The following is a 12635-nucleotide window of genomic DNA, read 5'->3' as shown; positions in this document are numbered from 1 at the left end:
GGCCTCACTCCACCTTGCGAATGCGTTCGATCAGCGCGGCCGCCGCAGGATCGCGTCCGGCCTTGGCGTAGATGGCGGCCATCGCCGCCTCGAACGGCTTGCGGTCGATGTCCTTGGTGATGGTCACGCCCGCGTCCTGCGCCTTGCGCTGCGACTGTTCCTCGAGGTCGCGCCACTTCTCGCGCATGAAGCGGCTGGAGCGCTGCGCGGCCTCCCTGAAGATGATCCGGTCGTCCGGCGACAGGCTCTGCCAGGCCTTCAGCGAGATCACCAGCACCTCCGGGCTCATCGTGTGCTCGGTGAGCGTGTAGTGGCCGGCATGCTTGTAATGGTCCGTCGTCACGAAGGATGGCCAGTTGTTCTCGGCGCCGTCGATCAGGTGGTTGGCAAGCCCGGTGAGCACCTGCCCGTAGGGCAGCTCGACCGGTTCGGCGCCGAGCGCGCGCATCATCTGGCTCATCAACTCCGACTGCTGCACCCGGATCCGCAATCCCTGGAGATCTGCGACGCTTCGGACCGGGCGGACGCCATTGTAGATCGACCGCGCGCCCGAATCGTAGAAGCAGAGTCCAACGAAGCCGTAGGGCTCGAAACTGTTCAAGATCTCGCTGCCGATCGGCCCGTCCAGCACGTTCTGCATGTGCTCGATGGACCGGAACAGGAACGGCATCGCGAGCACGTTCATCGCCGGGACGAAATTGCCGATCAGCGCCACGTTGGTCCGGTTGAGGTCGATCGCGCCGGCCCGGGTTTGCTCGATGGTCTCCTTTTCCTCGCCGAGCTGACGGGAGTGGAACACCTTGATCTCGTGCCGGCCGCCGCTGCGCTCGGCGATCAGGGCGCCCATGTAGCGCAGCGCCTGGACGGTCGGGTAATTCTCGGCCTGAGTGTCGGCGGCGCGAAATTCGCGCGCAACGGCGCCCGTCGTCCAGACGGCCAGCAGAAGCGCGACGAAGATCACCCCGGTCCGCGAAGATTCGGCACGGTTCAGCACTGACACACTCAACCCCTCGGTGGTGGAGTCTATGGTGGAAGGAAAAGGTTCAATGCAATCTAGCAGATGGTCGGGGGAAGGCCATCCCGCCGGTTCCGCGGGGCCGAATTGTGCGGCGCGGCCGGCGCTCGTTCCCGGTTGAAACCGCCAATGCCGCGCCTTAAGCAAGGCAGCCGCCTTCCGGCGTGCGGCAAGGGAAGAGCCACCGTGATGTCAGCACTGCGCCTTTTGCAGCTCGTCGCCGCCCTTGCGGCTCTCTCATTGGCCGCGCCTGTGCGTGCCGCCACGGACATCGCGCTGTGGCACGCCATGTCCGGCGAGCTCGGCCGGCAGCTCGACAAGCTCGCCTCCGACTTCAACGCCTCGCAGTCCGACTACCGGATCGTGCCGGCTTACAAGGGCAATTACACCGAGACGGTGACGGCCGCGATCTTCGCCTTCCGCTCGCGCAGCCAGCCGGCGATCGTCCAGGTCAACGAGGTCGCCACCGCCACCATGACTGCGGCCAAGGGCGCGATCTATCCGGTGTTCAGCCTGATGCGGGACCAGGGCGAGCCGTTCTCGCTGGACGATTACCTGCCCGCGGTCTCCGGCTACTACACCGATGCGGCCGGCAATCTGCTGTCCTTCCCGTTCAATTCCTCGACCCCGATCCTCTATTACAACAAGACCATGTTCCGTGGGGCGGGCCTCGATCCGGAGGCGCCGCCGAAGACCTGGCCGGAATTGGGGACGGCCGCAAAGCGCCTGCGCGACCATGGCGCGGCCTGCGGCTTCACCACGTCCTGGCCGTCCTGGGTCCATGTCGAGAATTTTTCCGCCTTCCACAATCTGGCCCTGGCGACGCGAGCCAACGGGTTTGCCGGGCTTGATGCCGAACTGACCATCAACAATCCGCTTCTCGTCAAGCACGTTGCCCAACTCGCGGAATGGCAGAAGACTGGGCTGTTCGACTACAGCGGCCGCGGGCAATCAGCCGAGCCGCGCTTCCAGAAGGGCGAATGCGGCATCTTCATTGGCTCCTCGGCGACGCGTGCCGACATCAAGGCGAATTCGAAGTTCGAGATCGGCTACGGCATAATGCCGTACTGGCCGGACGTGAAGGACGCGCCGCAGAACTCGATCATCGGCGGCGCCACGCTTTGGGTGCTGCGCGACCGTCCCCGCCAGGAATACAAGGGCGTGGCGCGGTTCTTTGCCTATCTGTCGCAACCCGCCGTGCAGGCCGCCTGGCACCAGAACACCGGCTATCTGCCCGTGACCCGCGCCGCCTTCGAGCTGACGCGGTCGCAGGGGTTCTACGAGCGCAATCCGGGCTCGGCGATCTCGTTCGAGCAGATCACGCTGCATCCGCCGACGGAGAACTCCAAGGGCATCCGGCTCGGCTCCTTCATTCTGATCCGCGGCGCCATCGAGGACGAGCTGGAGCAGGCCTTTTCCGGCCAGAAGAGCGCGCAAGCCGCACTGGATTCCGCCGTCGAGCGCGGCAACAAGCTGCTGCGCCAGTTCGAGCGCGCAAGCCCGGATCGGTAGAAGCAGGATAGAAGCTTGGCGTTGACCGGAGCGCGAGACCTTTCCACAGCGTCATGGCCGGGCTTGTCCCGGCCATCCACGACTTGCCACTCAGCACGAAGAACGTGGATGCCCGGGACAAGCCCGGGCATGACGAGCGCAAACCTACTGTGCGCGCGATGTCGATGACGCTTCCTCACTTCACCGATGCCGACAGCTTTCGCGCCTTCCGCTCCGCGTCCTCGCGATGGCTTCCGATCGCGCTCGACATCGCGCGCGGACACGGTCTCGATGTCGGCGCGCCGCTTGTGTTTGCGACAGGCACCAATCTCGTCGTCGGCCTCGGTGACAATCTGATCCTGAAGATCTTCCCGCCGCTGCTGCGCGCGCAATTCGTCTCCGAGCGCGCCTCGCTGTCGCAGCTTGCCGGCCGCTTGCATTTGCCGATTCCCGAGATCGTGGCGGAGGGCGAGCGCGACGGCTGGCCTTATCTGATCATCACGCGCCTTGCCGGCACGCTCGGCTCGGAGGTCTGGCCGCATTTGCCGGAAGACCAGAAGGAGCGCGTGCTACGCCAGATCGGCGAGACCATCGCTTCCGTGCAGCGCGCCCCGCTCGGCGCGCTCGCGCAGATCGAGCCGCGCTGGGACGACTTCATGCGTCGGCAGATGCAGGGCTGCAAGGCCCGGCACACACGTCTCGGCCTTGCGCCGAAATTCCTCGCCGGTCTCGACGATCTCCTGCGCGATGCGGCTCAGCTGATTCCGATGGATGCGCCGCCGGTGATCCTGATCGGCGAATACATTCCCGAGAACTTTTTGCTCGCCAGCGATGACGGCCAATGGTCGCTCAAGGGCCTGTTCGACTTCGGCGACGTGCTCGCGGGATGGCGCGACTACGACCTGCTCGGCCCCAGCGCCTTCATGGCGGCGGGCCGGCGGGGCAGGGTGAAGAGCCTGCTCGAAGGCTTTGGCTATACGAAGCTCGATTTCGCGCTCAAGCGCCGCTTGATGGCCTTGATGCTGCTGCACCGCGCCAGCGACCTCAACGGCCACATCTGCATCGAAGGCTGGCAGGAGAGGGCGGCGGACCTGGTCGAGCTTCAGGATCTGATCTGGCCTGAGTAAGCCGCGCCTCCCGCCTTTCAAATGGGCTCCTCCATTTGTTAGCCTGTATTTTGAGCAATCGTCTCTCTTTGTATGCAATAAGAGGGCTTGGTCGCGCCCTTCAACTTCCGCCAGAAATGGCAGAACATGATTGGAATCAGCATGTTAATCCGCAGGTAATACCTCGTTAAGCTCTGGCACGAACCTTGCGAAAGAGGTTCCAACCAAAACGTTGTGTTGGAGCAATTTCATGAAGCGCCGCGATTTCCTCAAATCCGTTTCCGGGTTGGCCGCCGGAGCGGCGCTTCCGGCCATGCCGTCCGTGATCTCCTCGGCCAAGGCCGATGCCCGCTCGGAGACGCTGCTGATCGTCTCGGAGGGCGGCCCCAACAATCTCGACATCCATGGCATCGGCACCAACGTGCCCGGCTACGAGGTGTCCTGGAATTGCTACGACCGCCTGATCAGCCACGAGATGAAGAGCGGCCCCGGTGGCGTGCCCTATTACGATCGCGACAAGTTCAAGGGCGAGCTCGCCGAGGACTTCAAGATCGACGACATGTCGGTCACCTTCAAGCTGAAGAAGAACGCCAAATTCCACGACGGCGCGCCGGTCACGGCCAAGGACGTCAAGTGGTCGCTCGACCGCGCCGTCAGCGTCGGCGGCTTCCCGACCTTCCAGATGAGCGCGGGCTCGCTGACCAAGCCCGAGCAGTTCGTCGTGATCGACGATCACACGGTGCGCGTCGACTTCCTGAAGAAGGACAAGCTCACGATCCCCGATCTTGCCGTCATCGTGCCCTGCATCGTCAATTCCGAGCTGGTGAAGAAGAACGCCAGCGAGAAGGATCCCTGGGGTCTCGAATTCACCAAGCAGCAGACCGCGGGCTCCGGCGCCTACAAGGTGGTGAAATGGACCGCCGGTACCGAAGTGGTGATGGAGCGCAACGACGACTGGGTCGGCGGTCCCCTGCCGAAAATCAAGCGCGTGATCTGGCGCATGGTGCCGCAGGCCGGCAACCGCCGCGCGCTGCTCGAGCGCGGCGACGCCGACATCTCCTATGAGCTGCCGTTCAAGGATTTCCAGGAGATGAAGGCGAGCGGCAAGCTCAACGTGGTGTCGCTGCCGTTCTCGAACGGCATCCAGTATATCGGCATGAACGTGACCAAGCCGCCCTTCGACAATCCGAAGGTGCGGCAGGCGATGGCCTATGCGATGCCGTACCAGAAGATCATGGACGCCGTGCTGTTCGGGCTCGGCAATCCCATGTTCGGCGCGCCGAAGGACAAGCCGACCGAAGTCGCCTGGCCGCAGCCGCACAAGTTCAACACCGACATGGAGAAGGCGAAGGCGCTGCTGGCCGAGGCCGGCTACGCCAACGGCTTCGAGACCACGATCTCGTTCGACCTCAACTTCGCGGGCGTCAACGAGCCGCTCTGCGTGCTGGTGCAGGAATCGCTCGCCCAGCTCGGCATCAAGACCACGATCAACAAGGTGCCCGGCGCCAACTGGCGCACCGAGTTGAACAAGAAGGAGATGCCGCTCTTCACCAACGTGTTCTCGGGCTGGCTCGATTACCCCGAATACTTCTTCTACTGGTGCTATCACGGCAACAATTCCGTCTTCAACACCATGAGCTACAAGTCGGCGGAGATGGACAAGCTGATCGATGGCGCGCGCACCGCCGCTGCGACCGGCGACACGGCGACCTACGACAAGGACGTGAAGGGCTTCGTCGATCTCGCCTACACCGACGTGCCGCGCATCCCGCTGTACCAGCCCTTCGTCAACGTCGCGATGCAGAAGAACATCAGCGGCTACCAATACTGGTTCCACCGCCGCCTGGATTATCGCGCGATGGCGAAGGGGTGAGAGAAGCGAATGGCGAGTGGCGAGTAGCGAACAGGGGATGGCGAATGCAGGCTGTCGGCGGTGAAAATCCATTCGCCATTCGCTATTCGCCATTCGCGCGAGCGGAGCGAGCCCCATGCTGACCATGATCGGCAAACGCCTGATCTTCGCGATTCCCTCGCTGATCGGCGTCGTCATCGTCACCTTCCTGCTGACGCGCGCGCTGCCCGGTGACCCCGCCGCCTATTTCGCCGGCCCTGCCGCAACGAAAGAAGCGGTCGAGCAGATCCGGAAAAAACTCGGACTCGACAAGCCGCTGGTCGAGCAGTTCTTCCGCTATGCCAACGACCTCGCCCATGGCGATTTCGGCAACTCGCTCACCACCGGCCAGCCGGTCGCGGCCGAAATCCGCAATCGTCTGCCGGCTTCCGCCGAGCTGACCCTGCTCGGCCTTTTCGTCTCGATCGCGATCGCGATTCCGCTCGGCGTGCTCGCGGCAACCCGGCCGGGATCGTGGATCGACCATCTCTGCCGGGTGACGACGACGGCCGGCGTGTCGCTCCCCGTGTTCTTCACCGGCCTCGTGCTGGTCTATGTGTTCTATTTCCGGCTCGGCTGGTCGCCGGCGCCGCTCGGCCGTCTCGACGTGTTCTACAGCGCGCCGCCGACGGTGACCGGCTTTTACCTGATCGACACTCTGCTCGCGCGCGACGTCGAGGCATTCCGCTCGGCGCTGAGCCAGCTGATCCTGCCGGCGACGACGCTCGCGATCTTCTCGCTGGCGCCGATCGCGCGCATGACGCGCGCCTCGATGCTGGCGGTGCTCGCCAGCGAGTTCGTCCGCACCGCGCGCGCCAGCGGCCTGTCGCCCGCAACCGTGATCGTCACCTACGCCTTCCGCAACGCGATGCTGCCGGTCATCACCACGCTCAGCATGGTGTTCTCGTTCCTGCTTGGCGCCAACGTGCTGGTGGAGAAAGTCTTCGCCTGGCCCGGCATCGGCTCCTATGCCGTGGAAGCACTGATCTCGTCGGACTTCGCACCGGTGCAGGGTTTCGTGCTGACCATGGCGGTCATGTACGTGCTGCTCAACCTCGTGATCGACATTCTCTACGGCGTCATCGATCCGCGCGTCAGGTTGGAGGGGTAGCCGACCATGATCGCGTTCGATGCGAATCACGCGGACGGTGCGCTCCCTCCCCCGCTTGCGGGGGAGGGTTGGGGAGAGGGTTTCTCCGCGGTCGAGAACCCCCAAGAGGAGAAAGCCCTCGCCCTCGCCCGCGCCGTCGGCGCGACCTCTCCCGCAAGCGGGAGAGGTGAAGCCAACTCCAAGCTCGCCACCCAAAGTCATGAAGCTCCAGGAGTGAAGCCATGAGCTCCGTTGCGCCTGCTGTTGAACCCGCCGGTCCCGCGCGCACGTCCGGCCTGGTCGCGATCCTCGAGCAGACCCGCTACGTGCTCGGCGAGAACAAGGTCACGGGCTTCGCCTTCGCGCTGCTGATCCTGATCCTCGCCGCCGCGATCTTCGGCCCCTATGTGGTGCCGTATGATCCGCTCGCCTCCGATACCGCCGCGGCCCTGAAGCCGCCGTCGGCGGCGCACTGGTTCGGCACCGACCAGCTCGGGCGCGACATCTTCAGTCGCGTCATCGTCGCAACCCGGCTCGACGTCTTCATCGCGGTCGCATCCGTCGCGCTGGTGTTCCTGATGGGCGGGCTCGCCGGCATCGCCGCCGGCTATTTCGGCGGCTGGACCGACCGCATCGTCGGCCGCATCGCCGACACCATCATGGCGTTCCCGCTGTTCGTGCTCGCCATGGGCATCGTCGCAGCGCTCGGCAACACCGTGCAGAACATCATCCTGGCCACCGCGATCGTGAATTTCCCGCTCTATGCCCGTGTCGCGCGTGCCGAAGCCAATGTCCGCCGCAACGCCGGCTTCGTGCAGGCGGCGCGCCTGTCCGGCAACGGCGAATTCCGCATCCTCCTGGTGCACATCCTGCCGAACATCATGCCGATCATGATCGTGCAGATGTCGCTGACCATGGGCTATGCCATCCTCAACGCCGCGGGCCTGTCCTTCATCGGCCTCGGCGTCCGCCCGCCCACCGCCGAATGGGGCATCATGGTCGCGGAGGGCGCGGGCTTCATGGTTTCAGGCGAGTGGTGGATCGCGCTCTTCCCCGGCCTTGCCCTGATGATCGCCGTGTTCTGCTTCAACCTCCTCGGCGACGGCCTGCGCGACATCGTCGATCCCCAGCGGAGGACATGATGGCTGGTCTTCCTTGCGGCGCAAGCAACGTGAGACTCGGATGTGAGGAGGGCACCTCTCTATCGCTCCCTCCCCCCTTGCGGGGGAGGGCTGGGGAGGGGGGTAGCCCAGCAAGAGGTGTTGGTGATCCGGATGCCGCGGTGTTCGCATGCGGAGAGAATCCCCGTGTTGCACCCCTCTCCCTGCCCCTCCCCCGCAAGGGGGGAGGGAATGCGAGAGCGGTGCCTCCCTCACACGCGAATTTCTGTCCGAAATTCCCCAATGAAATCAATCTCATTCTACTGTGCATGGGGTTGTTTTCGACCTTTTTGATGCGGAGGCCCTCATGACCGCCCAGCCTCTGCTTGACGTCCAGGACCTCACCGTCGAGTTCACCACCCGCCGCGGCATCGTGAAGGCGGTGCAGCACGTCAACATCTCCGTCGCCAAGGGCGAGACGCTCGCCATCGTCGGCGAGTCCGGCTCCGGCAAGTCGGTGACCTCCTATGCCGTGATGCGCATCCTCGACCGCGCCGGTCGGATCGCCGAGGGCTCGGTGATGTTCTCCGGCATCGACGTGAAGGCCGCGACCGAAGACCAGATGCGCGACCTGCGCGGCCGCGAAGTCTCGATGATCTTCCAGAACCCGCGCGCGGCGCTGAACCCGATCCGCAAAGTCGGCGACCAGATCGAGGACGTGCTGCGCACCCATGTGCAGCAGGCCCAGGTGGCCGATCACGGCGAGAAGGCGATCGAGGCGCTGGAGCAGGTCAAGATCGCCCGCCCGCGCGAGCGCTACCACGCCTATCCCTTCGAGCTCTCGGGCGGCATGTGCCAGCGCGTCGTCATCGCGCTCGCGCTCGCCTGCAATCCGCAGCTCCTGATCGCGGACGAGCCGACCACCGGCCTTGACGTCACCACGCAGAAGGCGGTGATGGACCTGATCGTCGAACTGACGAAGCGCCGCGCAATGTCGACCATCCTGATCACGCACGACCTGGGCCTCGCCGCCGCCTATTGCGACCGTGTCGTCGTGATGGAGAAGGGCCGGGTGGTCGAGACCGCGAACGCCGCCGACATCTTCGCCAATCCGCAGCACCCCTACACCAAGAAGCTGATGCGCGCGACGCCGCGGCTCGGCGTGAACTTGCGCGATCTGCTGCCGGAAGATGAACCCGCGGCGGCGGTTCCCTTCGCCTCTCCCCGCACGCGGGGAGAGGCCGCCGCGAGCCAATTGCGCCCCAGAGCGCGGCGGGTGAGGGGAACTCTCCAAGCATCGTGCTCGCGGAGAGTCCCTCTCACCCCGCAAGCGTGGAGAGCGAGAAGACCCCCCTCCTCCTCGTCGACAAGCTGGTCAAGGAATATCCCCGCCAGGGCGCGACCGCCACGCTCGGAAAACTGTTCCGCCGCAAGCCGCCGGTCGAGCCCGACGTGTTCCGCGCTGTCGACGGCATCAGCTTCTCGATCGGCCATGGCGAGAGCGTCGGCCTCGTCGGCGAATCCGGCTGCGGCAAATCGACGACGTCGATGATGGTGATGCGCCTGCTCGACCAGACCTCCGGACTGATCGAGTTCGACGGCGAGGCGATCTCCGGCATCGCGCCATCGGCCTTTGCCCGCCTGCCGCAGCGCAGCCGCATCCAGATGGTGTTCCAGGATCCGACCGACAGCCTCAACCCGCGCTTCACCGCTGCGCGCGCCATCGCCGACCCGATCATGCAATTGGGCGACATCAAGGGGCGCGACGCGCTCCGCGCCCGCTGCGAGGAACTGGCCACCATGGTCGGCCTGCCGCACAACCTGCTCGACCGCTTCCCGCACCAATTGTCCGGCGGCCAGAAGGCCCGCGTCGGCATCGCCCGGGCCATTGCCCTGCATCCGAAGCTGGTCATCCTGGATGAGCCGACGGCGGCGCTGGACGTCTCGGTGCAGGCCGTGGTGCTCAATCTGCTGCAGGACCTCAAGGCGCGGCTAGGTATGAGCTATCTGTTCGTCTCGCATGATTTGAATGTGGTGCGCTTGTTGTGCGATCGTGTCATTGTGATGCGGACGGGTCGAATCGTCGAGGAAGGCTCTTCCGAGCAGGTCCTGAGCGATCCGCAGGACGACTACACCAAGGAGCTGCTGACGGCGATTCCGCATCCGCCGTTGCAGACACACTAAGAGCGCACGGATTGTTTGAGAGCGTGATGCCCGAACCCCTGGACGACTATATCGACGCCGTATCGAAAGCGCTGGCGCTGCCGCTCGAGGAGGCCTGGAGGCCCGCGGTGCGCGCCAACCTCGAGGTTTCGCTGCGGCTCGCCCGCCTCGTCGACGAATTCGCGCTGCCGGACGAGACTGAGCCGGCGCCCGTCTTTACGGCCTGACGCCGCCATGACCGCCAAGCCAGAGATGACGGCCTCCGAGATCGCGAGTGCGGTTGCAGGCGGCAAGATGTCCGCGCTCGATGCCACCGAAGCTGCGCTCGCGCGCATCAAGCAGCATGACGGCATCCTCAACGCCTTTACCGACGTCACCGCCGAGCGTGCCCGCGCGAAAGCACGCGCGATCGACGCCGATATTGCGGCGGGAAAGAAAGTCGGCCCGCTCGCCGGCGTGCCGTTCGCGGTGAAGAACCTGTTCGACGTCGCGGGCCTGCCCACCCGCGCGGGCTCGAAGATCAACCGCGACCTCGCGCCCGCCAAGCGCGATGCGGCGCTGATCGAGCGGATGGAGGCGGCCGGCGCGGTCCTCGTCGGCGCGCTCAACATGGGCGAATACGCCTACGACTTCACCGGCGAGAATGTTCACGACGGCCCCTCGCGCAATCCGCACGACACCACGCGGATGAGCGGCGGTTCGTCGGGCGGCTCGGGCAGCGCCGTCGGCGGCGCGCTGGTTCCGCTCGCGCTCGGCTCGGACACCAACGGCTCGATCCGCGTGCCGTCGTCGTTCTGCGGCATCTTTGGCCTGAAGCCGACCTACGGCCGGCTGTCGCGGGCGCGGTCGTTCCCGTTCGTGGCGAGCCTCGATCATCTCGGCCCGTTCGCGCGCTCCGTCACCGATCTCGCGCTCGCCTATGACGTGATGCAGGGGCCGGATGCGGACGATGCCGCCTGCACCACGCGTGGGCTGGAACCGACGCTGCCGCTGCTCGCCAATCCGGTCTCGGATCTGCGCATCGCCGTTGCCGGCGGTCACTTCCAGACGAACGTGTTTCCGGAAGCGGTCGAAGCCGTCGGCCGCGTTGCCAAAGCGCTTGGTGCGACGAAAGTCATCGACGTGCCTGAAGCTTCGCGCGCCCGCGCCGCGGCCTATGTCATCACCACCACCGAAGGCGCCTCGCTGCACCTCGATCGTCTGCGCAAGCGCCCGAACGATTTCGATCCGGCCGTACGCGACCGGCTGATCGCCGGCGCCATGGTGCCGGCGCCGCTGGTCGATCGCGCCCAGAAATTCCGCCGCTGGTATCGCGCGCAGCTTGCCGAGATCTTCAAAACGGTCGACGTGCTGCTGGCGCCGGCGACGCCCTGCATCGCGCCAAAGTTAGGTCAGGTGAATTTCAACCTCGACGGCGTCGAGCTGCCGGTGCGCGCCAATATCGGCATCCACACCCAGCCGATCTCGTTCATCGGCCTGCCGGTCGTTGCAGTGCCGGTGCCGCTCGAGCCGCTGCCGATCGGCGTGCAGATCATCTGTGCGCCCTGGCGCGAGGACATCGCGCTGCGCGTCGCGCACGCATTGGAGAAGATGGGCGTCGTTGCTGCGCCCGCGCCAAGAGGATTTTGAGATGGAGATCGATCTCCCCGAGGTGATCGCGGAAGTCAGAGCCGCGTTCGAGCGCTATGAGCAGGCCCTCGTCAGCAACGACGTCGCCATGCTCGGCGAGCTCTTCCGCAACGACCCCCGCACGCTGCGCTACGGCATCGGCGAGAACCTCTACGGCTATGAGGCGATCTCCGGTTTCCGCGCCGCCCGCTCGCCGGTCGGGCTGAACCGGCGCACCGCAAGGACGGTGATCACCAGCTACGGCCGCGACACGGCCGTGGCCTCCACCCTGTTCTATCGCGACACGGCGCCCGGCAAGGTCGGCCGGCAGATGCAGACGTGGATTCGCTTCCCGGAGGGCTGGCGCGTCGTCGCGGCCCATGTCAGCATCATCGACGAGCCGAAAGAGACCGTATGACGCTTGATGATCTTCCGCGGGGAACATTGCCGGCCGAGCCGGTGGTGCCCCGCGTCGACCGGGCACTGCCATCGGTGCAGAAGGTCACGCGCGCAGAGGAGCTGCGTCTTCAACTTGCCGACGAGATCGTGCGCGGGATGCTGGCGCCGGGCTCCCCGCTGGACGAGACCGACATCGCACGGCGCTTCAACGTCTCGCGCACCCCGGTGCGCGAGGCGCTGCGCCAGCTGGTGGCGAGCGGGCTGGTCGAGGCACGGCCCCATCGCGGCGCAGTGGTGGCGCAGCCATCCGTCGAGCGGCTGAAAGGCATGTTCGAGGCGATGGCGGAGCTCGAGGCATTGTGCGCAGGTCTTGCCGCCGAACGCATGTCGGCGGCCGAGCGTCACGGTCTGGAGGCCATCCACGAGGAGCTGCGGGTGCTGAGCTACACCGGCAATCCCGAGCGCTTCCACGAGGTCAACGAGCGCTTCCACAACGCGATCTATACCGGTTCGCAGAACGGCTACATCGCCGAGATCACGCTCGCCACCCGCGTCCGGGTGCAGCCGTTTCGCCGCGCCCAGTTCCGCAATCTCGGCCGTCTCGCCAAGTCGCATGCCGAGCACGATCGCGTCGTCGTCGCCATCATGCGCGGCGACAAGCAAGGTGCGGCAGCGGCGATGCGCGCGCATATCGAATTGGTGCGCGGCGAGTACGAGATCTACGCGGTGTCGGTGTAGCCGCACACGCGGTGCCGTAGGGTGGGCAAAGGCG

General features: G+C 65.5%; 10 protein-coding genes and 1 pseudogene. 10 read left to right on the top strand and 1 reads right to left on the bottom strand.

What is annotated here, in order from left to right; genetic code table 11:
• Nucleotides 1–4: 4 nt before the first annotated feature.
• Entirely contained in the window at nucleotides 5–1000 is a 996-nt protein-coding gene (locus FJV43_RS14925; RefSeq protein WP_239628047.1) for a TRAP transporter substrate-binding protein, read from the bottom strand.
• 204 nt (nucleotides 1001–1204) lie between these two features.
• Between FJV43_RS14925 and ugpB the strand changes: the two genes are divergently transcribed.
• From ugpB to FJV43_RS14875, 10 genes and pseudogenes are all read left to right on the top strand, one after another.
• On the top strand, nucleotides 1205–2527 hold the full coding sequence (gene ugpB / locus FJV43_RS14920; protein ID WP_239628045.1) for a sn-glycerol-3-phosphate ABC transporter substrate-binding protein UgpB: 1323 nt from the start codon (nucleotides 1205–1207) through the stop codon (nucleotides 2525–2527).
• Nucleotides 2528–2685: 158 nt separating this feature from the next.
• Nucleotides 2686–3633: an aminoglycoside 3'-phosphotransferase/choline kinase family protein gene (locus tag FJV43_RS14915; RefSeq protein ID WP_239629430.1), complete on the top strand. Its 948-nt coding sequence runs from the start codon at nucleotides 2686–2688 to the stop codon at nucleotides 3631–3633.
• Between the two features lie 229 nt (nucleotides 3634–3862).
• Complete coding sequence (locus FJV43_RS14910; RefSeq protein WP_239628043.1) at nucleotides 3863–5485, top strand: ABC transporter substrate-binding protein; 1623 nt, start codon at nucleotides 3863–3865, stop codon at nucleotides 5483–5485.
• 115 nt (nucleotides 5486–5600) lie between these two features.
• Nucleotides 5601–6614 carry an ABC transporter permease gene (locus FJV43_RS14905; RefSeq protein ID WP_239628042.1) on the top strand — a complete coding sequence of 338 codons (1014 nt, stop codon included), beginning with the start codon at nucleotides 5601–5603 and terminating at the stop codon, nucleotides 6612–6614.
• Between the two features lie 221 nt (nucleotides 6615–6835).
• Complete coding sequence (locus FJV43_RS14900) at nucleotides 6836–7735, top strand: ABC transporter permease (protein ID WP_239628040.1); 900 nt, start codon at nucleotides 6836–6838, stop codon at nucleotides 7733–7735.
• 325 nt (nucleotides 7736–8060) lie between these two features.
• Nucleotides 8061–9877: pseudogene (locus FJV43_RS14895) on the top strand (ABC transporter ATP-binding protein).
• A gap of 26 nt (nucleotides 9878–9903) precedes the next feature.
• A complete protein-coding gene (locus tag FJV43_RS14890; protein WP_239628038.1) occupies nucleotides 9904–10083 on the top strand; it encodes a DUF4089 domain-containing protein in 180 nt (59 codons plus the stop codon).
• Nucleotides 10084–10090: 7 nt separating this feature from the next.
• On the top strand, nucleotides 10091–11485 hold the full coding sequence (locus FJV43_RS14885) for an AtzE family amidohydrolase (protein WP_239628037.1): 1395 nt from the start codon (nucleotides 10091–10093) through the stop codon (nucleotides 11483–11485).
• A 1-nt stretch (nucleotide 11486) separates the two neighbouring features.
• A complete protein-coding gene (gene hpxZ, locus FJV43_RS14880; protein ID WP_239628035.1) occupies nucleotides 11487–11882 on the top strand; it encodes an oxalurate catabolism protein HpxZ in 396 nt (131 codons plus the stop codon).
• On the top strand, nucleotides 11879–12601 hold the full coding sequence (locus FJV43_RS14875) for a GntR family transcriptional regulator (RefSeq protein ID WP_239628033.1): 723 nt from the start codon (nucleotides 11879–11881) through the stop codon (nucleotides 12599–12601). The genes hpxZ and FJV43_RS14875 overlap by 4 nt, the downstream gene beginning before the upstream one ends.
• Nucleotides 12602–12635: the final 34 nt, after the last annotated feature.

The organism is Bradyrhizobium sp. I71, from assembly GCF_022354745.1.
Lineage (GTDB): Bacteria > Pseudomonadota > Alphaproteobacteria > Rhizobiales > Xanthobacteraceae > Bradyrhizobium > Bradyrhizobium liaoningense.
This window is presented reverse-complemented; position numbering and strand designations above follow the sequence as displayed.

Coding starts and splice junctions, on each gene's coding strand:
- FJV43_RS14905 (WP_239628042.1), top strand. CDS start 5,601: ATGCTGACCATGATCGGCAAACGCCTGATCTTCGCGATTCCCTCGCTG.
- FJV43_RS14875 (WP_239628033.1), top strand. CDS start 11,879: ATGACGCTTGATGATCTTCCGCGGGGAACATTGCCGGCCGAGCCGGTG.
- FJV43_RS14900 (WP_239628040.1), top strand. CDS start 6,836: ATGAGCTCCGTTGCGCCTGCTGTTGAACCCGCCGGTCCCGCGCGCACG.
- FJV43_RS14910 (WP_239628043.1), top strand. CDS start 3,863: ATGAAGCGCCGCGATTTCCTCAAATCCGTTTCCGGGTTGGCCGCCGGA.
- hpxZ (WP_239628035.1), top strand. CDS start 11,487: ATGGAGATCGATCTCCCCGAGGTGATCGCGGAAGTCAGAGCCGCGTTC.
- FJV43_RS14890 (WP_239628038.1), top strand. CDS start 9,904: ATGCCCGAACCCCTGGACGACTATATCGACGCCGTATCGAAAGCGCTG.
- FJV43_RS14885 (WP_239628037.1), top strand. CDS start 10,091: ATGACCGCCAAGCCAGAGATGACGGCCTCCGAGATCGCGAGTGCGGTT.
- ugpB (WP_239628045.1), top strand. CDS start 1,205: ATGTCAGCACTGCGCCTTTTGCAGCTCGTCGCCGCCCTTGCGGCTCTC.
- FJV43_RS14915 (WP_239629430.1), top strand. CDS start 2,686: ATGTCGATGACGCTTCCTCACTTCACCGATGCCGACAGCTTTCGCGCC.